The 23,605-nt window shown below is 66.1% G+C and carries 26 protein-coding genes; 12 read left to right on the top strand and 14 right to left on the bottom strand.

The features are described 5' to 3' along the window. Positions 1-9 precede the first annotated feature (9 nt). Positions 10-549 carry a chorismate lyase gene (locus J2T47_RS13330; protein WP_253448142.1) on the bottom strand — a complete coding sequence of 180 codons (540 nt, stop codon included), beginning with the start codon at positions 547-549 and terminating at the stop codon, positions 10-12. Positions 550-772: 223 nt separating this feature from the next. On the opposite strand from J2T47_RS13330, the gene J2T47_RS13335 reads away from it, so the two are divergent. The 5 genes from J2T47_RS13335 to J2T47_RS13355 all read left to right on the top strand — a co-directional run bounded on the left by J2T47_RS13335 (position 773) and on the right by J2T47_RS13355 (position 3,624). Further along, positions 773-940: a rubredoxin gene (locus J2T47_RS13335; RefSeq protein WP_015479573.1), complete on the top strand. Its 168-nt coding sequence runs from the start codon at positions 773-775 to the stop codon at positions 938-940. 199 nt (positions 941-1,139) lie between these two features. Continuing rightward, complete coding sequence (locus J2T47_RS13340) at positions 1,140-1,307, top strand: rubredoxin (RefSeq protein WP_045217729.1); 168 nt, start codon at positions 1,140-1,142, stop codon at positions 1,305-1,307. Between the two features lie 156 nt (positions 1,308-1,463). Then, complete coding sequence (locus tag J2T47_RS13345; RefSeq protein WP_253447379.1) at positions 1,464-2,618, top strand: NAD(P)/FAD-dependent oxidoreductase; 1,155 nt, start codon at positions 1,464-1,466, stop codon at positions 2,616-2,618. A gap of 196 nt (positions 2,619-2,814) precedes the next feature. Next, positions 2,815-3,087, top strand: coding sequence for an HU family DNA-binding protein (locus J2T47_RS13350; protein ID WP_017520695.1), 273 nt, complete (start codon positions 2,815-2,817; stop codon positions 3,085-3,087). A gap of 135 nt (positions 3,088-3,222) precedes the next feature. Beyond that, a complete protein-coding gene (locus J2T47_RS13355; RefSeq protein WP_081515143.1) occupies positions 3,223-3,624 on the top strand; it encodes a helicase in 402 nt (133 codons plus the stop codon). Positions 3,625-3,705: 81 nt separating this feature from the next. Here J2T47_RS13355 and J2T47_RS13360 read toward each other — a convergent pair whose 3' ends face one another. From J2T47_RS13360 to J2T47_RS13370, 3 genes are all read right to left on the bottom strand, one after another. Next, the gene (locus J2T47_RS13360; protein WP_253447382.1) at positions 3,706-5,112 is read right to left on the bottom strand and encodes an aminoacyl-tRNA deacylase and HDOD domain-containing protein; all 1,407 of its coding nucleotides are present in this window, start codon (positions 5,110-5,112) and stop codon (positions 3,706-3,708) included. Between the two features lie 91 nt (positions 5,113-5,203). Beyond that, positions 5,204-7,279, bottom strand: a complete 2,076-nt coding sequence (gene recG, locus J2T47_RS13365; RefSeq protein WP_253447385.1) for an ATP-dependent DNA helicase RecG — start codon at positions 7,277-7,279, stop codon at positions 5,204-5,206. Further along, a complete protein-coding gene (locus tag J2T47_RS13370; protein WP_138217111.1) occupies positions 7,276-8,208 on the bottom strand; it encodes a hydrogen peroxide-inducible genes activator in 933 nt (310 codons plus the stop codon). Before J2T47_RS13370 ends, recG begins: the two co-directional genes overlap by 4 nt. Positions 8,209-8,303: 95 nt before the next feature. Here J2T47_RS13370 and J2T47_RS13375 point away from each other — a divergent pair, with 95 nt between their 5' ends. The 3 genes from J2T47_RS13375 (at position 8,304) to J2T47_RS13385 (ending at position 10,664) form a co-directional block, all read left to right on the top strand. Beyond that, positions 8,304-9,173, top strand: a complete 870-nt coding sequence (locus J2T47_RS13375; RefSeq protein WP_253447388.1) for an NAD-dependent epimerase/dehydratase family protein — start codon at positions 8,304-8,306, stop codon at positions 9,171-9,173. Further along, entirely contained in the window at positions 9,173-9,973 is an 801-nt protein-coding gene (locus tag J2T47_RS13380; RefSeq protein ID WP_253447391.1) for a helix-turn-helix transcriptional regulator, read from the top strand. Before J2T47_RS13375 ends, J2T47_RS13380 begins: the two co-directional genes overlap by 1 nt. Positions 9,974-10,040: 67 nt before the next feature. Then, positions 10,041-10,664 (top strand): LysE family translocator, encoded by a 624-nt coding sequence (locus J2T47_RS13385; protein ID WP_253447395.1) that lies wholly within the window; start codon positions 10,041-10,043, stop codon positions 10,662-10,664. A gap of 36 nt (positions 10,665-10,700) precedes the next feature. Here the strand turns inward: J2T47_RS13385 and J2T47_RS13390 are convergent, their stop codons facing one another. The 6 genes from J2T47_RS13390 to J2T47_RS13415 all read right to left on the bottom strand — a co-directional run bounded on the left by J2T47_RS13390 (position 10,701) and on the right by J2T47_RS13415 (position 15,959). Further along, entirely contained in the window at positions 10,701-11,435 is a 735-nt protein-coding gene (locus J2T47_RS13390) for a hypothetical protein (RefSeq protein ID WP_253447398.1), read from the bottom strand. A 58-nt stretch (positions 11,436-11,493) separates the two neighbouring features. Continuing rightward, positions 11,494-11,874, bottom strand: a complete 381-nt coding sequence (locus J2T47_RS13395) for a RidA family protein (RefSeq protein WP_017520704.1) — start codon at positions 11,872-11,874, stop codon at positions 11,494-11,496. Positions 11,875-11,896: 22 nt separating this feature from the next. Continuing rightward, the gene (gene spoT, locus J2T47_RS13400; protein ID WP_151188729.1) at positions 11,897-14,005 is read right to left on the bottom strand and encodes a bifunctional GTP diphosphokinase/guanosine-3',5'-bis pyrophosphate 3'-pyrophosphohydrolase; all 2,109 of its coding nucleotides are present in this window, start codon (positions 14,003-14,005) and stop codon (positions 11,897-11,899) included. Positions 14,006-14,065: 60 nt separating this feature from the next. Further along, positions 14,066-14,332 (bottom strand): DNA-directed RNA polymerase subunit omega, encoded by a 267-nt coding sequence (gene rpoZ / locus J2T47_RS13405; protein ID WP_045217709.1) that lies wholly within the window; start codon positions 14,330-14,332, stop codon positions 14,066-14,068. A 99-nt stretch (positions 14,333-14,431) separates the two neighbouring features. Then, a complete protein-coding gene (gene gmk, locus J2T47_RS13410) occupies positions 14,432-15,043 on the bottom strand; it encodes a guanylate kinase (protein WP_045217706.1) in 612 nt (203 codons plus the stop codon). Positions 15,044-15,095: 52 nt separating this feature from the next. After that, positions 15,096-15,959, bottom strand: a complete 864-nt coding sequence (locus tag J2T47_RS13415) for a YicC/YloC family endoribonuclease (RefSeq protein WP_253447401.1) — start codon at positions 15,957-15,959, stop codon at positions 15,096-15,098. Between the two features lie 165 nt (positions 15,960-16,124). Between J2T47_RS13415 and rph the strand changes: the two genes are divergently transcribed. Continuing rightward, the gene (gene rph, locus J2T47_RS13420; protein ID WP_253447404.1) at positions 16,125-16,844 is read left to right on the top strand and encodes a ribonuclease PH; all 720 of its coding nucleotides are present in this window, start codon (positions 16,125-16,127) and stop codon (positions 16,842-16,844) included. 49 nt (positions 16,845-16,893) lie between these two features. Beyond that, the gene (locus tag J2T47_RS13425) at positions 16,894-17,265 is read left to right on the top strand and encodes a DUF4870 domain-containing protein (protein WP_088419871.1); all 372 of its coding nucleotides are present in this window, start codon (positions 16,894-16,896) and stop codon (positions 17,263-17,265) included. Between the two features lie 73 nt (positions 17,266-17,338). Here the strand turns inward: J2T47_RS13425 and J2T47_RS13430 are convergent, their stop codons facing one another. Continuing rightward, the gene (locus J2T47_RS13430; protein ID WP_253447408.1) at positions 17,339-18,118 is read right to left on the bottom strand and encodes an exodeoxyribonuclease III; all 780 of its coding nucleotides are present in this window, start codon (positions 18,116-18,118) and stop codon (positions 17,339-17,341) included. An 81-nt stretch (positions 18,119-18,199) separates the two neighbouring features. Here J2T47_RS13430 and pyrE point away from each other — a divergent pair, with 81 nt between their 5' ends. Both pyrE and J2T47_RS13440 read left to right on the top strand, forming a co-directional pair. Next, positions 18,200-18,841, top strand: coding sequence for an orotate phosphoribosyltransferase (gene pyrE, locus J2T47_RS13435; protein WP_045217699.1), 642 nt, complete (start codon positions 18,200-18,202; stop codon positions 18,839-18,841). 20 nt (positions 18,842-18,861) lie between these two features. Further along, positions 18,862-19,494 (top strand): DUF4124 domain-containing protein, encoded by a 633-nt coding sequence (locus J2T47_RS13440; RefSeq protein ID WP_437180979.1) that lies wholly within the window; start codon positions 18,862-18,864, stop codon positions 19,492-19,494. 18 nt (positions 19,495-19,512) lie between these two features. Here J2T47_RS13440 and J2T47_RS13445 read toward each other — a convergent pair whose 3' ends face one another. The 3 genes from J2T47_RS13445 to J2T47_RS13455 form a co-directional block, all read right to left on the bottom strand. After that, on the bottom strand, positions 19,513-19,959 hold the full coding sequence (locus J2T47_RS13445; protein ID WP_138525938.1) for an acyl-CoA thioesterase: 447 nt from the start codon (positions 19,957-19,959) through the stop codon (positions 19,513-19,515). 61 nt (positions 19,960-20,020) lie between these two features. Continuing rightward, positions 20,021-20,926: an acetylglutamate kinase gene (gene argB / locus J2T47_RS13450; protein ID WP_024762065.1), complete on the bottom strand. Its 906-nt coding sequence runs from the start codon at positions 20,924-20,926 to the stop codon at positions 20,021-20,023. 27 nt (positions 20,927-20,953) lie between these two features. Beyond that, the gene (locus tag J2T47_RS13455; protein ID WP_253447411.1) at positions 20,954-23,578 is read right to left on the bottom strand and encodes a phosphomannomutase/phosphoglucomutase; all 2,625 of its coding nucleotides are present in this window, start codon (positions 23,576-23,578) and stop codon (positions 20,954-20,956) included. Between the last annotated feature and the right edge of the window lie 27 nt (positions 23,579-23,605).

A 23,605-nucleotide genomic window follows, 5' to 3' on the forward strand; every position in this document is an offset into this window, starting at 1 on the left:
ATCCGGGAATTATACGGGCTGTTGTTCCACCCGGTGCCACAGCGTTGGCAGGAAAACCTCGGCGACCAGCACGCCCAGGCCGTCGCGGCTGAAGCAGGAACGGCGGCCCCAGAGGCGCTCGGCGCGCACGTCGGCCGGCAGGCTGGCGGCCGGGTAGCGGCACACCTCGATGGGGCCGCGCTGGAAGGCGCGGTCGCTGAACAGCAATTCACCCAGCGAGCGTGTGCCGAGCAGGCGCAGGTCGAAGCCGGAGCCTTCGAGAGCCGAGCGCGCGGCGACGCTGCGGGCGAACACCCAGGGCGTGCCGTGGCCTTTCAGGTAGACCTCGCGCACCCAGCCCTGGCTGCCGTCGGGCACGCCCAGCGCGGCGCACTCGTCGGTGCGCAGGCGATGCCAGCCCTCGGCCAGCGGCTGCACGGCGAAGGCGCCAGCGGACAATGCCGTCAGGCGGCGCGTCAGCGAGCCGTCGTCGAACAGCCAGTCCACCACCTGGGCGGCGGGAGCGGGGTGCAACTGCGCGGCGGTGAGCCAGCGGGGCGGGTGGATCAGGGCGGCTTCGGGCACGGCTTGGACTGCGGTTGGCCAGGGACGCGGCAGCTTAACATGGCGCCTTTGTGCGGCCGATTGCGTTGTCCGCAAGAGTGCGTTGCACGAAACCCCACCAAAGGTTTGGCTCGTCACCCGGCACTTGCGCCGCAAGCCCATCGCCAGTACAAAGCCGGACATTGGATGCACTGACGTCCAAGCGACAAGAACATGAGGGTGATAGCTGATGAAGAAGTGGCAGTGCGTGGTTTGTGGCCTGATCTATGACGAAACCAAGGGGTGGCCGGAAGAGGGCATCGCCGCCGGTACCCGCTGGGAAGACGTACCGGAAGACTGGCTGTGCCCGGATTGCGGCGTCGGCAAGCTGGATTTCGAGATGATCGAAATCGGCTGATCCCGCCAGGAATGATTCCCGCGACGGCGGCCTTCGGGCCGCCGTTCGCGTTTGTGCGCCCGACAGTCTGGGCCCGGCGCGTTAGACTGGGCTGGCTGCCGGGTTGGCCCTGCTGACGCGACCCGGCGGCGCGGGCGCCGTTGGCTGGCGCAGGCAAACCGGGTTAGGTTCACTGGGTATTCGCAGGAGGGCTTGGCTGATGCGCAAATGGCAATGCGTGGTCTGTGGCTTCATCTACGACGAGGCGCTGGGACTGCCGGACGAAGGCATCGCCCCCGGCACGCGCTGGGAAGACATCCCGGCGGACTGGGTCTGCCCGGACTGCGGTGTCGGCAAGATGGACTTCGAGATGATCGAAATCTCCTGAGAATCCATCCATGACCGGGCTGCGCGTCGGCATAACTGCGTTGGAAGCTCTAGCTCGCCAGGTCCTGAATGGATTCTTGGTGGCATAACTAACATGCGGTGGCTTCCGGGCCGCCGTTCCGTCTTTACGCTGTGGCGATTTTAAAGTGAGAGAGCAATGAGCGAGAACGCACCGCTGGTGATCATCGGCACCGGCCTGGCCGGCTACAACCTGGCCCGCGAGTGGCGCAAGCTGGATGGCGAGACGCCGCTGCTGCTGATCACCGCCGACGACGGCCGCTCCTATTCCAAGCCGATGCTCTCCACCGGCTTCTCCAAGGACAAGGACGCCGACGGCCTGGCCATGGCCGAGGCTGGCGCCATGGCCGATCAGCTCAAGGCGCGCATCCTCACCCATACCCGTGTCACCGGCATCGATCCGGGCCATCGGCGCATCTGGATCGGCGAGGAAGAGATCCACTACCGCGACCTGGTGCTGGCGTGGGGCGCCGAGACCATCCGTGTACCGGTCGAGGGCGACGCCCAGGACCTGATCTTCCCGATCAACGACCTGGAAGACTACGCGCGCTTCCGCAGTGCCGCCGCCGGCAAGCGCCGCGTGCTGCTGCTGGGCGCCGGCCTGATCGGCTGCGAGTTTGCCAACGATCTCTCCAGCGGCGGCTACCAGCTCGACGTGGTAGCGCCCTGCGAGCAGGTCATGCCCGGCCTGCTCCATCCGGCTGCCGCCCAGGCGGTGCAGCAGGGGCTGGAAGGCCTCGGCGTGCGCTTCCACCTGGGACCGGTGCTGAACAGCCTGGTGCGCGCCGGTGACGGCCTGGAAGCGCACCTCTCCGATGGCCAGGTGATCCCCTGCGACCTGGTCGTTTCCGCCGTCGGCCTGCGCCCGCGCATCGACCTGGCCGCTGCCGCCGGCCTGGACATCAACCGCGGCGTGATGGTCAACCGCGAGCTGCGCACCTCCCACGCCAACATCTACGCCCTGGGCGACTGCGCCGAAGTCGACGGCCTCAACCTGCTCTACGTGATGCCGCTGATGTCCTGCGCCCGCGCACTGGCGCAGACGCTGGCCGGCAAACCGACGCCGGTCGCCTACGGTGCCATGCCGGTCACGGTGAAGACCCCGGTCTGCCCGCTGGTGGTCTCGCCGCCGCCGCGTGGCAGCGAAGGCGAATGGCGGGTGGAAGGCTCTGGCCCGGACCTCAAGGTGCTGTGCCGGGATACCGCCGGTCGATTGCTCGGATATGCCCTCACAGGGGCCGCGGTGAGCGAAAAACTCTCCCTGAACAAGGAGTTGCCTGCCCTGCTGGCGTGACAGTCCTCGCCAATGGCGGATTTGCCTTGGGAAACTGCTCGCAAATTGTCAGACGATACTGGCGTACCAGCTTTCGGCGTGCCATTCTCCCCCCGTCTGCCGCAGCCTAGAGCCTGTACGGCAAGCCTGCGGTGCCTTGGGCGCTGTTGGGAAGACAGCACGGACACAACAACAACAAACCGTCAAAGAGGCATTTATGCGTAAACCAGAACTCGCCGCCGCGATCGCCGAGAAGGCCGACCTCACCAAAGAACAAGCCAACAAGGTGCTGAACGCGCTGCTGGATGAAATCACTGGCGCGCTCAACCGCAAGGACAGCGTTACCCTTGTCGGTTTCGGTACCTTCGTTCAGCGCCACCGTGGCGCCCGTACCGGCAAGAACCCGCAAACCGGCCAGCCGGTCAAGATCAAAGCCAGCAATACCGTTGCCTTCAAACCGGGCAAGGCGCTGAAAGACGCGGTCAACTGATCGCCTCTGACCCGGAGCCAGAGCGGCTCCGGGTTGCCTCCTCCCGTTACATAATCCCTCCAAAAGACCGGATGTAGTCCGTTTTCAAACTGGCTACAATGCGCAGACTATTGTCTCGAACGTCGAGGTTTGTGCATGAAATTCCGTCTTCTCCTGTGGATGCTCGGTCGCTTGATGGCCAAGGCCAGTCGCGAAAACCCGGCGTTCCAGAAGCAGCTCGAAGGCAAGGACCTGGTGTTCCAGCTCCACACGCTCGACGGCAAGGTCGCCCGCCATTACATCGTCAAGGACCTCAAGGTCAGCGCCCGTCGCGGCACCCACCCGCAGCCGGCTTTCGCCCTGGGCTTCAAGGACGGCGCCTACGGCTTCGCCACCATGACCTCGAAGAACCCGCAGCTGGCCTTCATGCAGGGCATCCAGAACAAGGACATCCAGATCCAGGGCAACCCCGGTCTGGTGATCTGGTTCCAGGGCCTGGTGAAGTACCTCAAGCCGAAGAAGAAGGCGGCTCCGGGCAGCGACAAGAAAGCCGCCTGAGGCGCTTTCGACGAACAGAAAAAAGGCCCCTGACGGGGCCTTTTTCATGTCTGCATCGCAACGGCTTCAGCGTTGGTACATTCAGTGCGCAGGATTGAACTGGCTGGCCAGCTCGCGCAGCACCGCCTCGGCGTCGAGTACCTTGCGCACGGCGTCTTCGGCCTTCTCGCGAGGGATATCCAGGCGATCCAGCAGGTCCTGCGGAATGTCGGTCTCCGGGCCGCTGCCGATGCCGTGGTTGCGCAGCAGGCGGGTCGCCAGGCAGACCAGGTTGGCGTAGGCCGAGCAGTCGCCGGCGTAGGTCGGGTCGTGCTGGAAGCGCAGCGCGGTGTAGATCTCTTCCGGCATGTCCCAGGTGCGCATCAGCCAGGCGCCGATCTGCTCACGGGTGATGCCCAGCAGGTGTTGCTCGACGAGGTTGTGCTCGACGTGCGGGTTCACCTCCAGGTGCCGGCAGATCAGCGAGAAGTGCGGCGGGAAGATGTGTGCCAGGACCAGGTAGCCGATGCTGTGGAGCAGGCCGCCGAGGTAGGTCAGGCCGGCTTCCGGTCGCTCGGCGCGCGGCACGGCACGGGTCAGGCCCTCGATCACCGCGGCGGTGTAGATCGCCTGGTGCCAGTAGGGCGTGGCGTGCTGCGGCTGGTCCTTGGGCAGGCTCAGGGTCTTGCCCAGGGCCAGGCCCAGGGCGAGGTTGATCACCAGGTCGAAGCCCAGTACGCGGACGATGGCGTCCTCCACCGAGCGGATCTTGCCGGGCGCGGCGTAGTAGGGCGATGCCGCCCAGCTGACCACCTGCGCGGCCAGCGCCGGGTCGGTTTCCACCACGCCGGTGATGTCGTCCACGGTGGCGTTGGGGTCGACGCGCAGCTTGATGATCTTCTGTGCGGTTTCCGGCAGCGGCGGAATCTCGATGGTTTCCTCGAGGCGCTGCTGGATGCGGCGGGCGGTGAACGCCTGCACGGCCTGGGTGATTTCCTTGCGGTCGTCGTCCGGGCGGTCGAGGTTCGGCCGGATCGATTCCAGCGCCACGCCGAAACGCGCCGCGCTGGCTTTTTCCAGCAGGCTGCGGAAGGACGCGGTGGGAATCTCCAGCAGCGTGCCCGCTGCGCCGGATTCGATCAGCAGCTGGGGTTCCTGCAGCAGGCGCTCGTCATACAGGCACGGCGAGCTGGTCAGCGGCGGCAGCGCCGGCAGGCGGCCGAGCTGGTGCTTGCCGAGCATGCGCTCCAGGCGATCGGGCTTGACCGCCACCAGCTTGCGCCCGGTGAGTTCGGCCAGGCGGTTGAGGTCCAGCAGCTGGCTTTGCGGGAACAGCACCAGCAGGGTGCCGACGGCATCTTCCAGCAGGCTGGCCTGCACCCGGCGCGCGGCCGGAAGCGTGGTGACATCGCAGACTTCGCGAGACGGTATGCCCAGCTTGGCGAGCAGCTGCAGGATGACCTCGGGGGCCTGCGAGGAGTCGGATGGGGCGCGTGCGGCGTCGCTCATGAATGTGATCCGGTTATCAACGGCTGGGTCGGAGTATAACCACGCAGTCAGCGTGACCGAGCAGTCAGCTGACCGATGAAAGTGAAATAGATCACACTTGTCCGTATTGCTGTCCGTGTCGCAGCCAGCGTGCCAGCAAAGGGCTGACTGATTGCGGCCAGTGTGCCAGCAGGGCCTGGGCGGCATCGCGCACCGCCGGCAGCAGGTCGGCGTCACGCATCAGGTCGGCGACCTTGAATTGCAGCAGGCCGGTCTGGCGGGTGCCGAGCATTTCGCCGGGGCCGCGCAATTCCAGGTCCTTCTCGGCGATGACGAAGCCGTCGCAGGTCTCGCGCATGATGCCCAGGCGCTCGCGGCCGATCTGCGACAGCGGCGGATGGTAGAGCAGCACGCAGTGGCTCGCCGCGCTGCCCCGGCCGACGCGGCCGCGCAGCTGGTGCAACTGGGCGAGGCCGAGGCGCTCGGGGTTTTCGATGATCATCAGGCTGGAGTTGGGCACGTCCACGCCGACCTCGATCACCGTGGTGGCGACCAGCAGCTGCAGCATGCCTTCCTTGAAGGCCTCCATGACCACGGCCTTGTCCGCCGGCTTCATGCGCCCGTGGATCAGGCCGACGCGCAGTTCACCCAGCGCCGAGGAGAGCTCCTCATAGGTGGTTTCCGCGGCCTGGCAGGTGAGTTCTTCGGATTCCTCGATCAGCGTGCACACCCAGTACGCCTGACGGCCTTCCGCGCAGGCGGCGCGCACCCGCTCGATCACTTCGATGCGGCGGCTGTCGGCGACCAGCACGGTGTTCACCGGGGTGCGGCCGGGCGGCAGCTCGTCGAGGATCGAGGTGTCGAGGTCGGCGTAGGCGCTCATCGCCAGGGTCCGCGGGATGGGCGTGGCGGTCATGATCAGCTGGTGCGGGCAGAGCCGGCCGTCGACGCCTTTCTGGCGCAGGGCGAGGCGCTGCTGTACGCCGAAGCGGTGCTGTTCGTCGATGATCACCAGGGCCAGGCGCTTGAATTTCACCTCGTCCTGGAACAGCGCATGGGTGCCGACGATCATCGGCGCGCCGCCGGCGATCTGTTCCAGCGCGCTGGCGCGGGCCTTGCCCTTGAGCTTGCCGGCCAGCCAGGCGACTTCGATGCCCAGCGGTTGCAGCCACTTGGTGAAGTTGAGGAAGTGCTGTTCGGCGAGGATCTCGGTGGGTGCCATCAGCGCCACCTGATAGCCGGCCTCCAGTGCCTGCAGGGCGGCGAGGGCGGCAACCACGGTCTTGCCGGCGCCGACATCGCCCTGCACCAGGCGCAGCATGGGTTCGGGCTGGGCGAGGTCGTAGGCGATCTCCGCGCCGACCCGCTGCTGCGCCCCGGTGGGTTTGAAGCCGAGATTCTTCAGGTACAGCGCCGGCAGTTTCTTCGCCGGCGGCAGCTGCGGCGCGGCTTGCGAGCGCACGCTCTCGCGCAGGCGTTGCAGCGACAGCTGGTGGGTCAGCAGCTCCTCGAAGGCGAGGCGGTGCTGGGCCCAGTGGCGGCCCTCGGCGAGCTCTTCCAGGTCGGCGTCCGGTGGTGGCCGGTGCAGGTAGCGGATGGCTTCGTCCAGCGGGCCCAGGCGGTAGTCGCGGGCCAGTTCCGCCGGCAGCCAGTCCGGCAGGCTCGACGGGCCCAGGCGCGCCAGGGTCTGTTCGCTGAGCTGGCGCAGGCGCTGCTGGGTGAGGCCTTCGGTGGTCGGGTAGATCGGCGTCAGCGTCTGCTCCACCGGCGCCGCGGCGGCATCGGTCAGCGAGCGGTATTCGGGGTGGTAGATCTCCAGGCCCGAAGCGCCGGGGCGCGCCTCACCGTAGCAACGCAGGTGCGTGCCGCGCTTGAGGTTTTCCTTCTGCGCCTGGCTGAAGTGGTAGAAGCGCAGGCTCAGGGTGCCGGTGCCGTCCTGCAGGCGCACCAACAGACTGCGGCGCTTGCCCATCACCACATCAGCGCCGGAGACCACGCCTTCGACCACCGCATCCTGCCCAGGGCGCAGTGCGCCGATGGGGGTGATGCGGGTGCGGTCCTGGTAGCGCAGCGGCAGGTGGAAGAGGATGTCCTGGAGGTTCTCCAGACCGACCTTCGCCAGCTTTTCTTCCAGCGCGGCGCCCACGCCCTTGAGCGCGGTGACCGGGACATTCGACAGATCGGTCATGCCGGCTCGGCTTCACCCTTGACGGTCGGCTTGGCGACCGAGCACAGGCGGATCGAGTCGGCCAGCACCTCGATGGCGCGCGGCCGCGGGAAGCTGGCGCGCCAGGCGATGGCGACGGTGCGCATAGGGACCGGCGCGCTGAACGGGCGTACTTCCAGCACCCCCGGCGCGTAGTGGTGGCTGTCCACGGCGGAGAACGGCAGCACCGACACGCCCAGGCCGGAGGCGACCATGTGGCGGATGGTTTCCAGCGAGCTGGATTCCACCGTGGTGTGCTTGTTTTCGCCGCCCTTGTGGGTGGTCGGGCAGGCTTCGAGCACCTGGTCGCGGAAGCAGTGGCCCTCGCCGAGCAGCAGCAGGCTCTTGTCGTTGAGCAGCTCCGGGTCGATGGTCTTCTTCGCGGTCCATTGGTGGTCCGCCGGCATCAGCACGTAGAAGGGCTCGTCGAACAGCTGCAGGGTCAGCACGTCGGCTTCCTGGAACGGCAGGGCGATGATGATCGCGTCCAGCTCGCCGGTGCGCAGCTTGTCGCGCAGGATGTGGGTGAAGTTTTCCTCGATGTACAGCGGCATCTGCGGGGCGACCCGGTGCAGCTGCGGGATCAGGTGCGGGAACAGGTACGGGCCGATGGTGTAGATGGCGCCGACCTTGAGCGGCGAGGTCAGCTGGTTCTTGCCGGCCTGGGCCAGCTCGCGGATGCCCTGGGCCTGCTCCAGTACCTTCTGCGCCTGCGCCACGATGCCTTCGCCGACCGGGGTCAGGCGCACTGCACTCTTGCTGCGCTCGAAGATCAGCACGCCAAGCTCGTCTTCCAGCTTCTTCACGCCCACTGACAGGGTCGGCTGGCTGACGTGGCAGCGTTCCGCGGCGCGGCCGAAGTGTTGCTCCTGGGCAAGCGTGACGATGTAGCGCAGTTCGGTAAGGGTCATGGCGACTAAGTCCGTTGAGGTGGCCCAAGCATAGCGGCTGCACCGCCGCGAACCAACCGCGCTAAACTGCCGAGCTTTGATTCGCGGAGCCAAGCATGAGCAAGAGCACCTTCCCGAGCCTGATGATCGTCGGTTGCGGCGATGTCGGCAGCCGTCTCGGCCGCCAACTGGCCGCCCGCGACTGGCGCGTCCATGGTCTGCGCCGCAACGTCGCCGCGCTGCCGCTGGAAGTGCTGCCGGTGGCCGGCGACCTCGGCCAGCTCGAATGCCCGGACACCTGGCCGGTGGGCAAGCTGGACTACCTGGTGTACTGCGCGGCGGCGACCCAGCACGACGAAGCGGGGTATCGCGCGGCCTACGTCGAAGGCCTGCGCAACACCCTCGGCTGGCTGCAGCAGCGCGGGCAACGGCCCAGGCGCCTGCTGTTCGTTTCCAGCAGCGGTGTGTATGCCCAGCGCGATGGTGAGTGGATCGACGAAACCTCGCCCGCCGAAGCCCAGAGCTATTCCGGCAGCGTGATGCTCGAAGCCGAGCAGGTGGCGCTGCAGAGCGGTATTCCCGCCAGCGTCGTGCGCCTCACCGGCATCTACGGCCCCGGCCGCGAGTGGCTGCTCAAGCAGGTGCGCGAGGGCTATCGCGTCGCCAGCGAGCCGCCGCTGTACGCCAACCGCATCCATGCCGAAGATGCCGCCGGCCTGCTCGCCACGCTGCTGGAGGCTGACCGCAGTGGTACCGCGCTGGATGACTGCTACCTCGGCGTCGACAACGACCCGGCGGCGCTGCACGACGTGGTCGGCTGGCTGCGCGAGCATCTGGGTGTGACCCACTGGGCCGACGAGCAGACCGTGCGCCGCGCCGGCAGCAAGCGCTGCAGTAACGCCCGAGCCCGTGCGCTGGGCTGGGAGCCGCGCTACCCGAGCTTCCGTGAAGGCTACGCAGCCATTCTCGCCGGCAAGCAGGACTGATGGACGCCAACCGGCTGCTGGCGCGCCCCTGGTTGCCGGGGGTGGAGTTGTTCCATGCGGACTTCTCCGGCCAGCCGTTCGGGCGTCACAGCCACGACGCTTTCGCCATCGGCGCCATCCTCCAGGGCGCGGGTGGCTACCAGTGCCGTGGTGCGCACCACGTGCTGCCTGCCGGCACCCTGTCGCTGATGAACCCGGAGGAGCCGCACACCGGCAACGCCGAGTCCGAGCGACTGGTTTATCGCATGCTCTACATCGAGGAATCGCGCCTGCTCCCGCTGCTCGGCCGCAAGCAGCTGCCGCGTGGCTTCCAGGCGCTCAATCCGCACGATGACGGCCAGGTGGCGGAAGCGCTGCGCCGCGTCGCCACGGAGTTCGAGCGCAACGATGCGCTGGCGCTGGAAAGCGAATTGCTGGCGCTGCTGGAGCTGGTGTTCGTCCGCCACGGCGGCATGCGCCCGAATGCTTCGGCATCCCGCGACGGCAGCGTTACCGCGAGGTTGCGCGACTACCTGGAGGCGCATTACCGCGAGGCGGTCAGTCTCGAAGCGCTGGCTGAGCTGTTGCAGCGCCATCCGCGCCACCTGATCGAAGCCTTCCGCAATGCCTACGGCGTGCCGCCGCACACCTACCTGCTGCAGCGCCGCATCCGCGAGGCCAAGCGCCTGCTGGTGGCTGGCGAGAAGCCGCTGGAGGTCGCGCTGACCCTGGGGTTCTACGACCAGGCGCATTTCTCCGGCACTTTCCGTCGCTTCACCGGCGTCACGCCCGGCCGCTTCCTGCGCGCCACGCGCACCTGAGTTTCTTCCAAGACTGCCCGAGGCCGGCGCTTCCAGACTGCGCGACGCCGCTATCCGGGAGATCGCCATGTTCGCTGCCTTCGCGCTGGTCGCCAGCACCCACTTTGCCGCCCTGCTGTCGCCGGGGCCGGATTTCTTCCTGCTGATCCGCGCTGCCCTGTTGCGGGGGCGGCGGCATGCCGACGGCTGTGCGGCGGGCATCGCCCTGGCCAATCTGGCGAGCATGCTGCTGGTACTGTTCGTTCTCGGCCTGCTGCCGGACGTGGCGAGCCACGGGCTGCGGGTCGTGCAGCTGCTCGGTGGCGCCTATTTCGTCTGGCTCGGTGCGCAGGCGCTGCTGGCGCGGCGGGAGCTGGAGATTCCGATGGCGCTGGGCGAGCAGCGCAGCGGGGGATTTCTGCGGGGGATGCGCGAAGGTCTGTTCGCCAGCAGCCTGAATCCCAAGCTGCCGATCTTCTATACCGGACTGTTCGGCGTACTCGGGCAGTTCCACCTGCCGGGCTGGGCGCTCGGCGCCTGCGTGCTGTGGATGGGCGCGGTGGTGCTGCTGTGGGACATGGCACTGGTGCGCCTGCTGGATCGCCCGCGCTGGCGCGGCTGGCTGAAACGCCGGGTCACGGCGCTGGACCGCCTCTGCGGCGGTCTGCTGCTGGCGCTGGGTGGCTGGTTGTTGTGGAACGGGCTGCGTTGACTGTTGTATTCGAGCACGCTTGCCCGCTCACACGGATCAGTCGCGTTCCAGGGTCCAGACCTTGTTGCCGGGCTCGTACTGCGGCATCTCGTCGGCCTGGGCGCGGTTCACCGCCTCGAACAGCTCCAGCTTGTCGCCATCGCGCTCGAAGAGGAATTCGCGGCCCTGCTGGCCCTGTTGCAGCCAGATGCTGTCGTTGTCGCCACTCATGGCTGCGCAGTCGCCGGCCAGGCACAGCGCGTAGCGGTCGAAGCCGGGCATGCCTTCGAGGCTGCCGTTGGCGGCGAACTTGACCTTGCTGCCCTTGCCTTCGCCTTCCTCGATGATCCAGGTGCCGTTCAGGTAGGCCGCGTAGAGGGCGTTCTCGAAGGTGCTGCCGGCCGGGCCTTGCGCCGCAGCCTGCTCCTTGGGACGCAGGAAGCGCTGCTCGGGCCAGTTGTCGCTGCCCACCTGCACCAGCTCCTTGCCGTCCAGCTCCAGGGACTCCTGGTTGCTGCCGTAGAAGTCGACGCGGTAGTGCTTGGGATCTTCGGCGGTCAGCTGGCCTTCGCCGAGCTCGAAGCCGTTGCTGAAGGTGGCCTGGTTGGCCTTGGTGTCCAGCTTCCATTCCAGGTTCGGGCCGTAGGCCAGCAGCGCCTCGCGCAGCTTGCCACCCTTGCCGGCTGCATCGATGGCGGCCTGGTTGACCCAGACGCCGGAAGGGTCGGAAGGGGTGCCGGCGCAGCCGGTGAGCAGGCCGATCAGGGCGCTCAGGATCAGGGCGCGACGCATGTTTGCTCCTTGCAGATAAAAGAACGGGGCCCTGAAGGCCCCGTTCGGGAAGTGCGGCTTATTCCAGGACGACGATGGCGTCCATCTCCACCTGGGCGCCCTTGGGCAGGGCGGCAACGCCGATGGCGGCGCGGGCCGGATAGGGCTGGACGAAGTACTTGCCCATGATCTCGTTGACCTTGGCGAAGTGCGACAGGTCAGTGAGGAAGATGTTCAGCTTGGCGACGTCGTGCAGGTAACCGCCGGACGCTTCGATGACAGCTTTCAGGTTCTCGAAGACCTGGACGGTCTGCTCTTCGAAGCCCTCGACCAGCTCCATGGTTTTCGGGTCCAGCGGGATCTGGCCGGAGACATAGACGGTGTTGCCAGCCTTGATCGCCTGGGAGTAGGTGCCGATGGCGGCCGGGGCTTTGTCGGTGTGGATAACGGTCTTGGTCATGTCGACTCCTAACGGGGTGGGATCAGCTGCGCATGCGGGTGATGCGGATCACGCCCTTGAGCGCGCGCAGCTTCTTGATGACGCGGGCCAGGTGCACGCGGTCGTGCACGCTGACGACGAGCTGGACCACGCTGATGCGACCGTCGCGCTCGTCCATGCTGATCTTCTCGATATTGCCGTCGGCGGCGTTGACGCTGGTCGCCAGCAGGGCGATCAGGCCGCGCTGGTGCTCCAGCTCGACACGCAGTTCGACGTTGAATTCGCCGGTGACATCCTTGGCCCAGCTGAGCTGGATGCACTTTTCCGGATTGTGGCGGATCTCGCTGATGTTCCGGCAGTTCTCCAGGTGCACCACCATGCCCTTGCCGGCCGACAGGTGGCCGACGATCGGGTCGCCGGGGATCGGTGTGCAGCACTTGGCGTAGCTGAGCACCAGGCCTTCGGTGCCGCGGATCGCCAGCGGCCCTTCGGCGCTGGGCGCCTGCTCGCCTTCGCTGGACAGCAGACGACGCGCGACCACGTAGGCCATGCGGTTGCCCAGGCCGATCTCTTCGAGCAGGTCCTCGAAGACTTCCATGCGGTACTCGTTGAGCACGCCCTGGATGCGTTCCTGCGGGATCTTCTCCAGGTGGCTGTCGAAGCCGGCCAGGGTCTTGTTCAGCAGGCGCTCGCCGAGGTTGATCGACTCGGAGCGGCGCTGCAGCTTGAGCGCGTGGCGGATGTGCGTGCGCGCCTTGCCGGTGACCACGAAGTTGAGCCAGGCCGGGTTCGGCCGGGTGCCCGGCGCGGTAACGATTTCCACTGTCGCGCCGCTCTGCAGCGGTTCGGACAGCGGCGCCAGACGGCGGTTGATGCGGCAGGCGATGCAGCTGTTGCCGACGTCGGTGTGCACTGCGTAGGCAAAGTCGACGGCCGTGGAGCCCTTGGGCAGCTCCATGATGCGGCCTTTGGGCGTGAAGACGTAGACCTCGTCCGGGAACAGGTCGATCTTCACGTTCTCGATGAATTCCAGCGAGTTGCCGGCGCGCTGCTGCAGCTCGAGGATGCCCTTCACCCACTGGCGGGCGCGGGCATGGGTGCCTTTCTGCGCCTCTTCTTCACTGGACTTGTACAGCCAGTGCGCGGCGATGCCGTGGTTGGCCATCTCTTCCATCTCGCGGGTGCGGATCTGGATTTCGATGGGCACGCCGTGCATGCCGAACAGCGTGGTGTGCAACGACTGGTAGCCGTTGGCCTTGGGAATCGCGATGTAGTCCTTGAAGCGACCGGGGAACGGCTTGTACAGGTTGTGCACGGCACCGAGCACGCGGTAGCAGGTGTCGACCTTGTCGACCACGATGCGGAATGCGTAGACGTCCATGATCTCGTTGAACGCCTTGCGCTTGCCGCGCATCTTCTTGTAGATGCTGAACAGGTGCTTCTCGCGGCCCAGGACCTGGCCTTCCATGCTTTCGCGGGCGAGGCAGTTGACCAGCGATTCCTGGATCTTGCCGACGATCTCGCGGCGGTTGCCACGGGCCTTCTTCACCGCCTGGCGGATGCGCTCGGAGCGCATCGGGTGCATGGCCTTGAAGCCCAGGTCCTCGAATTCCACGCGCATGCTGTGCATGCCCAGCCGGTTGGCGATGGGGGCGTAGATTTCCAGGGTTTCCTTGGCGATGCGCCGGCGCTTTTCGCCGGACAGCACTTCCAGGGTGCGCATGTTATGCAGGCGGTCGGCCAGCTTCACCAGGATCACGCGGATGTCGCGCGCCATGGCCATGGCCATCTTCTGGAAGTTCTCGGCCTGCGCCTCGGCCTTGGACTCGAAGTTCATCTGGGTCAGCTTGCTGACCCCGTCCACGAGTTCCGAGACGGTTTCGCCGAACTGCGCGGTGAGCGCTTCCTTGGCGATGCCGGTGTCCTCGATCACGTCGTGCAGCATGGCCGCCATCAGGCTCTGATGGTCCATGTGCATGTCGGCGAGGATGTTGGCGACGGCGAGCGGATGGGTGACGTAAGCCTCGCCGCTGCGGCGGCGCTGCCCGTCATGGGCCTGCTCGGCGTAGTAGTAGGCGCGGCGGACCAGGTTGACCTGATCCGGGCCCAGATAGCTCGACAGACGATCGGCGAAGGCATCTATGCTCGGCATGGGTTCACCCCCTGCCGAGCGGTACGTCGCAGTGCACCGATTCGTCGGCCGGACATCGACTTACAGGGCCTCGTTGTTGGCCTCGTCTTCGAAGGCAGCGAACAGCGGTTCTTCTTCAACCACGTCCTCCAGCAGCACGATTTCGTTGTCGATCAGGCCGGAAGCGATTTCGCGCAGGGCGACGACGGTGGGCTTGTCGTTTTCCCACGGTACCTTCGGCTCTTTGCCGCCGGTGGCCAGCTGACGCGAACGCTTGGTGGCGAGCATGACCAGCTCGAAACGGTTATCGACGTTGTCCAGGCAGTCTTCAACGGTGACGCGGGCCATGGTGTTCCTCGTACTGAAATGTAGGCCCGGAAAATGCCGGGCGGACTGGATAGTCTAAAAAATCGCCAATCTTTATGGAAGTGCCTTCTCTCGGCGACTTCAGGCCAACAGGCGTTGCAGCAGCTCGGTGTGACGTTGCTGCTGGGCGTCCTGACGGAGTTGGCGGGCGCGGAAGATCGCCTTGAGGTCTTCCAGCGCGTGGGCGAAATCGTCGTTGATCACCAGGTGATCGTATTCCACATAGTGGCTCATTTCGCTGACGGCTTCCTGCATGCGCCGCTCGATCACCTCGTCGCTGTCCTGGCCACGGTTGGTCAGGCGCTGGCGCAGGGCCTCCTGGGTCGGCGGCAGGATGAAGATCGACTGCGCCTGGGGCATCAGCCGGCGCACCTGCTGTGCGCCCTGCCAGTCGATCTCCAGGATCAGGTCGTTGCCCTCGGCGAGGGTCTTCTCGACCCAGCGCTGGGAGGTGCCGTAGAGGTTGTCGAAGACCTGCGCATGCTCGAGGAACTCGTTGCGTTCGAGCATGGCGCGGAAGGTGTCGTGGCCGACGAAGTGGTAGTTCACCCCGTCCACTTCGCCCGGGCGCATGCCGCGGGTGGTGTGGGAGACGGAGACGCGCACGCTGGGCATGGCGTCGAGCAGGGCCTTGACCAGGCTGGTCTTGCCGGCGCCCGACGGCGCGGAAACGATGTACAGGGTGCCGGACATGGCGCTTTCCTGGAGTTGCGGTTGACGGGTATTGAAGCCGGAAGCGTCCGGCTTACTCGATATTCTGCACCTGTTCGCGCATCTGCTCGATCAGGACCTTGAGGTTGACCGCGGCCTGGGTGGAACGCGGGTCGAAAGCCTTCGAACCCAGGGTGTTGGCCTCGCGGTTGAGTTCCTGCATCAGGAAGTCCAGGCGACGGCCGGCGGCACCGCCGGCCTTGAGCACGCGGCGTACTTCGGTGACGTGGGTGGTCAGGCGGTCCAGTTCCTCGGCGACGTCGCTCTTCTGCGCCAGCAGGACCATTTCCTGCTCCAGGCGCTGCGGATCGAGTTCGGCTTTCATCTCGGCGAAGCGGTCGAGCACCTTCTGGCGCTGGTTGGCGAGCATTTCCGGCACCAGCTGGCGCAGGTTGGCGACGTCGTCCTGCATGGCCGTCAGGCGCTCTTCGATGATTTTCGAAAGCTCCGCTCCTTCGCGGGCACGGCCGGCCTTGAGCTCGTCCAGGGCCTGGGTGAAGGCGGCCAGGGCGCTGGCGTTGAGCGCCTGCGGGTCGGCAGCGTCACCCACCAGCACACCCGGCCAGGCCAGCACGGCCAGCGGGTCGAGCGCGGCGGGGTTCTGGATCAGGCCGGCAACGCTCTCGGCGGCGGCAACCAGTTGCGCGGCGCGCTCACGGTCGACCTGCAGGGTCTTGCCGGCGTTTTCCTCGTTGAAGCGCAGGGTGCATTCCACCTTGCCGCGCGACAGGCCCTGGCGCAGCGCCTCACGCACCGCACCTTCGAGGTCGCGGAAGGCTTCGGGCAGGCGCAGGTTGGGTTCGAGGTAGCGGTGGTTGACCGAGCGCAGCTCCCAGCTCAGGGTTCCATGGCTGCTGGCGCGCTCGACGCGGGCGAAAGCGGTCATGCTGTGGACCATGGAGTCACCTCTCTGAATGGGCTGGGAAAACGGCCGACAGGTCGTCGGAAACCGGTAATTGTACCCCAGCGTAGCGCGCCGCAGCACGCTGGCGGTGGTTGCGCCCGTCCGCTGGCCTCTATAATGGCGGACATTCCCCGCCAGTAATCTGTACAGGATGCCTCCATGAACCGTCCCAGTGGCCGCGCCGCCGACCAACTGCGCCCGATCCGTATCACCCGCCATTACACCAAGCACGCCGAGGGCTCCGTGCTGGTCGAGTTCGGCGACACCAAGGTGATCTGCACCGTCAGCGCCGAATCCGGTGTGCCGCGCTTCCTCAAGGGCCAGGGCCAGGGCTGGCTGACCGCCGAATACGGCATGCTGCCGCGCTCCACCGGCGAGCGTAACCAGCGCGAAGCCGCGCGCGGCAAGCAGGGTGGCCGCACCCTGGAAATCCAGCGCCTGATCGGCCGCTCCCTGCGCGCCGCGCTGGACCTGTCCAAGCTGGGCGAGAACACCCTGTACATCGACTGCGATGTGATCCAGGCCGATGGCGGCACCCGCACCGCTTCCATCACCGGCGCCACCGTGGCGCTGATCGATGCCCTGGCCGTGCTGAAGAAGCGCGGCGCGCTCAAGGGCAACCCGCTCAAGCAGATGGTCGCCGCGGTGTCCGTGGGTATGTACCAGGGCGAGCCGGTACTGGACCTGGACTACCTGGAAGACTCCGCCGCCGAGACCGACCTGAACGTGGTCATGACCGATGCCGGCGGCTTCATCGAAGTCCAGGGCACCGCCGAGGGCGCTCCTTTCCAGCCAGCCGAACTCAATGCCATGCTGGAACTGGCGCAGCAGGGCCTGCGCGAACTGTTCGATCTGCAGCGCGCCGCGCTGGCAGACTGATCCGACGGGCGGCCAGCTCGCCCGATCTTCACGTGCAAGGAGCGAAAGGATGAGCGACGAAGTACCGGTACAGCAGGTTCAGCCGAGCCAGGAAGCCCGCCAGTGGGCGATGTTCTGCCACTTCGCCGCCTTCCTCGGCTTCATCTTCCCCTTCGGCAACCTGCTCGGGCCGCTGATCGTCTGGCAGATCAAGCGCGAATCGGACCCGTTCGTGGACCGTCAGGGCAAGGAAGCGCTGAACTTCCAGATCACCGTGAGTCTCGCCGTGGTGGTCAGCTGCCTGCTGATGCTGGTGGTGATCGGCTTCTTCCTGCTGGGGCTGGTGAGCATCGGCGCGCTGGTGCTGACCATCATTGCCGGGATCAAGGCCAACGAAGGGCTGGATTACCGCTATCCCTTCACCTGGCGGCCGATCAAGTAAGCACGCTCCAGGCACGAAAAAGCCGGCTCGAAGCCGGCTTTTTTCTGTCCGCCTTGCGGCGGCGCGACAGGACTCAGATGCTCAGGGTCCAGTCGTAATCGACGATCAGCGGCGCATGCTGGGAGAAGCGCGGCTGGCGCGGCAGCTTGGCACTGCGCACGAAACGGCGCAGACCCGGCGTGAGGATCTGATAGTCGAAGCGCCAGCCCAGGTTGAGCAGGTCGGCCTGTTCGCTGTCCGGCCACCAGCTGTACTGGTCGCCTTCGCGGTTGACCTCGCGCAGGGCGTCGACGTAGCCCATGGTGCCGAAGATCTCATCCATCCAGCCACGCTCCGGCGCCATGAAGCCCGGCGATTGCTGGCATTCGCGCCAGTTCTTCACGTCCAGCTTCTGGTGCGCAACGTAGAGCGAGCTGCAATAGATGTATTCGCGGCGCTTGCGGCGCTGCTTGTTCATGTACTGGGCAAAATCGTCCATGAACTTGAACTTGTGGTTCAGGTTCTCATCCCCTTCCTGCCCGGTAGGCAGCAGGAGAGTGGCGATACTCACCTTATCGAAATCGGCTTGCAGGTAGCGCCCGTAACGATCGGCCATCTCGAAACCCAGGCCGCTTATGACAGCCTTGGGTTGCAGACGACTATAGAGTGCGACGCCGCCCTGACTGGGCACTTCGGCATCGCAGGCGTACAGGAAGTAGCCATCCAGTTGGTAGGATGGGTCATCCAGATCGAAAGCGGAGGCGCGGGTATCCTGCAAGCAGATCACGTCGGCATTCTGGGCTTGCAGCCAACTGAGCAATCCACGCTCGGCTGCAGCCTGAATACCATTCACGTTCACACTGATGATCCGCATAAATGGCCCCCAAAATCACGTGTGTGTATGATACCCGAGCTCAAACGGTTTAGCTAAATTCATACCGGCCGGTTCTCTCCCATGCAGCCATATCAACGCGATTTCATCCGCTTCGCCATCGAGCGCGGCGTTCTTCGTTTCGGCGAATTCACCCTCAAGTCCGGACGCACCAGTCCGTACTTCTTCAATGCAGGCCTGTTCAACACCGGCGTTGCGCTGTCCCAGCTGGGTCGTTTCTACGCCAGCGCGGTGGTCGACAGCGGCATACCTTTCGACGTGTTGTTCGGCCCCGCCTATAAAGGAATCCCGCTGGCGGCCGCTACAGCCATTGCGCTGGCGGAACAGCACGGCCGCGACCTGCCCTGGTGCTTCAACCGCAAGGAAGCCAAGGACCACGGCGAAGGCGGCACGCTGGTTGGCGCACCGCTGACGGGTCGCGCGTTGATCATCGATGACGTGATCACCGCCGGCACCGCGATCCGCGAGGTCATGCAGATCATCGACGCACAAGGGGCCCAGGCCGCCGGCGTGCTGATCGCGCTGAACCGCCAGGAACGCGGCAAGGGCGAGCTGTCGGCGATCCAGGAAGTTGAACGGGACTTCTCGATCCCGGTCGTAAGCATTGTCTCGCTGGAGCAAGTGCTGGAGTACCTGGCCGGCGACGGACAGCTCAAGCAGCATCTCGCAGCTGTCGAGGCGTATCGAGCGCAGTACGGTATCTAACCGGAACAAGGGTGTCGGGCATGGCCAAGCAGGGTGCTTACCGCTACAGGGTGTTGATGGGGCTTCTGGGGGCCATGCTCGCTGGCCAGGTGTTCGCTGCGGGCAAGCCGGCCGCCACTGCCGGCGGTCCGGTTGAGATGTACCGTTACGTCGATGACCGGGGTATCACCGTCATCGACCGTCTTGGCGTTCCGCCGCAGTACATCGGCAAGGGTTACCAGGTGCTCAACGACCAGGGCCGGGTGATCCGCGAGGTACCGCCGGCGCCGACCGCTGCCGAGATCGAGCAGCGCAAGGCGGATGCCGCCCGCGCCAGTTCCGACCAGCAACTGCTGCGCATGTACACCAGCGTGGATGACGTCGACCGTGCCCGCGATCGCAAGCTGGCCGAGCTCGACGGCCTGACCAGCGTGGCCAAGGGCAACCTGCAGTCGCTCAAGGCACAGCAAGCCAATCTGCAGGCTCGCGCTGCCGACCAGGAGCGCGCCGGGCGCCAGGTGCCGGATGACCTGGTCGCGCAGCTGAGCAACCTGCGCAGCGACGAGCAACGCCTGCAGCAGGACATCGCGCGCTATCAGCAGCTGCGCACCCAGGCGCAGGACAGCTTCGCCTCCGACCGGGCGCGTTTCGCCCAGATCTCCGGCGGCAACTGAGGCAGGCGCTCGCCGCGCTTACTGTTGCGGCGAGACGCGCTCGAATTCGTTGATCTTCCCGCGCAGCCAGTCCGGCAGGGGCTGGCTCGTCCGGTCTTCGCCGGCATAGGCGTAGATCAGCTCTCCCAGCGTCAGCAGGGTTTCATCACACCAGATCGACACCTGGAAGGTCAGGCTGCTGCGCCCCAGGCGACTGACGCGCACGCCCATTTCCAGCCAGTCGTCGAAGCGCGCGGGCGCCAGGTATTCCAGGGTGGTCTTCACCGCGAACAGATCGCCGCCGCCGCGCAGCAGGTCAGCCGGGTAGCTCACGCCCAGGTGGCGGTAGTACTCGGTGGTGGCGACGTCGGCGTAGGTCAGGTAGTTGCCGTTGAAGACGATGCCTTGCGGATCGACTTCCGACCAGCGCACGCGCAGGCCGTGGAAGAAGCTGAAGTCGTTACGGGAAACGGGGGACGCGGCCATACGAAAACTCCAGGCAGAAAAACACCCGCGAGGATCGCTCCTGGCGGGTGTTTTTTATTGATCAGCGCTGTTTGCGGTTGGTGATCAGCGTACCGACACCGCTGTCGGTGAAGATCTCCAGCAGCACCGCGTTGGGTACGCGGCCATCGATGATGTGCGCGCTGGTCACGCCGCCCTGGACCGCCTCGAGGGCGCAGCGGATCTTCGGCAGCATGCCGCCGTAGATGGTGCCGTCGGCGATCAGCTCGTTGACCTGCTCGGTGGTCAGGCCGGTGAGCACCTGACCCTGCTTGTCCATCAGGCCGGCGATGTTGGTGAGCAGCATCAGCTTCTCGGCCTTCAGCGCCTCGGCCACCTTGCCGGCCACCAGGTCGGCGTTGATGTTGTAGGACTCGCCGTTGGCGCCCACGCCGATCGGTGCGATGACCGGGATGAAGTCACCCTGCACCAGCATGTTCAGCAGGTCGACGTTGACCCCGGTGACTTCGCCGACGTGGCCGATGTCGATGATTTCCGGCTTGGTCATCTCCGGCGTCTGGCGGGTGACGGTGAGCTTCTTCGCGCGGATCAGCTCGGCGTCTTTCCCGGTCAGGCCGATGGCGCTGCCGCCATGCCGGTTGATCAGGTTGACGATGTCCTTGTTCACCTGGCCGCCGAGGACCATCTCCACCACGTCCATGGTCTGCGCGTCGGTAACGCGCATGCCGTCGATGAAGTGGCTTTCGATCGACAGGCGGCTGAGCAGGTCGCCGATCTGCGGGCCACCACCATGGACCACCACCGGGTTGATGCCGACGGCTTTCATCAGCACCACGTCGCGGGCGAAGCTGTTCTTCAGCTCGTCCGTTTCCATGGCGTTGCCGCCGTACTTGATCACCAGCGTCTTGCCGACGAAACGGCGGATGTAGGGCAGGGCTTCGGCAAGGACGCGGGCAACCTGGGCGGCGTCATCGCGGCTCTGGGTCATGGTGGGCTCCGGCATAGTGCTACAGGGTCAGAAGGGCAGGCTGAGGGCGGGGTCGACCGCTTTCAGCTGGGTGCGGAACACTTCCTTGATGCGTTCCAGTTCTTCCTGGGAATCCGCCTCGAAGCGCAGGACCAGCACCGGAGTGGTGTTGGACGCGCGAACCAGGCCCCAGCCTTTGGGGTAATCCACACGCACGCCATCGAGGGTAGTGAGGTTGGCTTCGCCCCACTGGCCGCGGGCCTGCAGCGCCTCGATCAGGGCGAACTTGCCCTCGTCGGTGACGGTGATGTTGATTTCCGGGGTGGAGATGTCCATCGGGAACGCGGAGAACACGCGCTCGGCGTCGCGCTTGTCCAGGCTGATGATTTCCAGCAGGCGCGCGGCGCTGTAGATGCCGTCGTCGAAGCCGTACCAGCGTTCCTTGAAGAAGATGTGGCCGCTCATCTCGCCGGCGAGCAGGGCGCCGGTTTCCTTCATCTTCTTCTTGATCAGCGAGTGGCCGGTCTTCCACATCACCGGACGACCGCCGTAGCCGCTGATCAGCGAGATCAGGCGACGGGTGCATTTGACGTCGAAGATGATGTCGGCGCCCGGGTTGCGCGATACCACGTCCTTGGCGAACAGCATCAGCAGGCGGTCGGGGTAGATGATGGTGCCTTCGTTGGTCACCACGCCCACGCGGTCGCCGTCGCCGTCGAAGGCCAGGCCGAGGTCGGCGCCGGTCTCTTTCACCTTGGCGATCAGGTCTTCCAGGTTCTCGGGCTTGCCCGGGTCCGGGTGGTGGTTGGGGAAGTTGCCGTCGACGTCGCAGTACAGCGGGATCACGGTGCAGCCGAGGGCTTCGATCAGTTGCGGGGCGATCACGCCGGCCACGCCGTTACCGCAGTCCACCACCACCTTCAGCGGCTTGGCCAGGGCGATGTCGTCGCGGATCTGCTGGAAGTAGCGCGGCAGGATGTCGACCTGCTGCACGCTGCCCACGCCCGAAGCGAGGTCATCGTTCTGGATGCGCTCGCGCAGGGCCTGGATCTGCTCGTTGGCCAGTGTCTCGCCGGCGACGACGATCTTGAAGCCGTTGTAGTCCGGCGGGTTGTGGCTGCCGGTGAGCATCACGCCCGACTTGCCTTCCAGGACATTGGCGGCGTAGTACAGGACGGGCGTCGGCACCATGCCGACGTCGGTGACCTGGCAGCCGCAGTCGAGCAGGCCCTGGATGAGGTGCTGGACCAGCTCGGGGCCGGACAGGCGGCCGTCGCGGCCTACGGAGACGCACGGCTCGCCGCGCGCCAGGCTTTCGGAACCGATCGCACGGCCGACCCAGTAGGCGGTCTCGGTGGTCAGGGTGTCGCCGACCACGCCACGAATGTCGTAGGCGCGGAAGATGCTGGCGGGTAGCTGCGGGGCTTTAGGCGTGCTCATAGCGGGTGTTTGCTCCAATCCCAGGAGATCCTGGTCTTCATCAAGAATGTCGATGTCCAGAATGTCGGTGTTCTGGAATAGCGGATCGACCATTGGCGTTTCAGTGGCAGCGGCCGGGGCGCTGGCAGCGGCGACAACCGGAACCGGCTGGGCGGCGGCTGCAGGCGCGGCGGGAGCGCTGGCACTGGGTGTTTCGGTCTTGCGGCGCGGCTGGCGGGCCAGTGCCTGAGCCAGCGCCTGCAGGCTCGGCAGGCTCAGCTCAGGAGCTTTGGCAGTGCGTTGGCCGGCGAGTTCCTGAATGAACTGCCCCAGGGCCTGGGCATCCTTGCTGACCCGGCGCTGCATCGCACTTTGCGCAAGATAGAGGCCGAGCAGGGCGCCCGCCAGGGCGATCAGCGCTGCGATGCCGAGCATGGCCGGCGAGTACAGCGGGTCGGTGATGGTCGCCCCGGGGGTGAAGCTCAGCTTCCAGTTCGGGTTGCCGCTGGGCAGGCTGACCGGCGCGGCATCGCCCGCCTGGCCGCGTTGCAGCAGGACCTGGGCCGGCGAGTTGCCGAACTGCTGGGACAGCTGCAGCTGGCCGATGTCGTCGGACATCGGTGGCAGGCTGCCGAGCAGGCGCTGCAGGTCGACGACCAGCAGCAGCGAGCCCTGGATCGAGTTGTCCGCGCCGCGCAGGGCGGTGGGGCTGTAGACCAGCCAGCGGCTGCCGACCTTGTAGGCCTCCGGCGCCACGGTCTGGCCACTTTCGACACGGTGCAGCATGTCCAGCGCGGCGTAGTTCAGCGGGCCGGGGCGGGCGGTGTCCTGCACGGCCTGGCCATTGGCGTTCAGGTGGACGTCCACCAGCCCGTCCAGATGCCCCTGGGTCAGCGCTTTCTCCAGCGCGGCGATGCGCGTCGGATCATTGCTCTGCAGGGCCGGCAGCAGCTGCGGATCGCTCGCCACGGCGCGGCTATCCGCCGCCAGCAGGTTCAGGGACTGGTGCAGCGCACCGGCCTGGTTTTCCGTCCAGGCGCTGCTCAGCTGGGTGACGTGGGTCTTGTCGGCATGACCGAACAGACTGAACCACAGCAGCGCGCCGGCCGCCGCGACACCGCCTACGGTAATGGCGAAGGCTGGCAGCAGCGATTTGAGGTCGAGCCTGGCCGCCGGCCCTCTGACGGCCTTCTCCGCCGGCACGAGGTCCGGCAGCTCGGCGCTGTCCTTGGCAGTGCGTTGGAAAAGTTTCATGCAACGTCTCCTCGGCGATTCATCCTG

This window comes from Pseudomonas nitroreducens, assembly GCF_024170165.1.
Lineage (GTDB): Bacteria > Pseudomonadota > Gammaproteobacteria > Pseudomonadales > Pseudomonadaceae > Pseudomonas > Pseudomonas nitroreducens_C.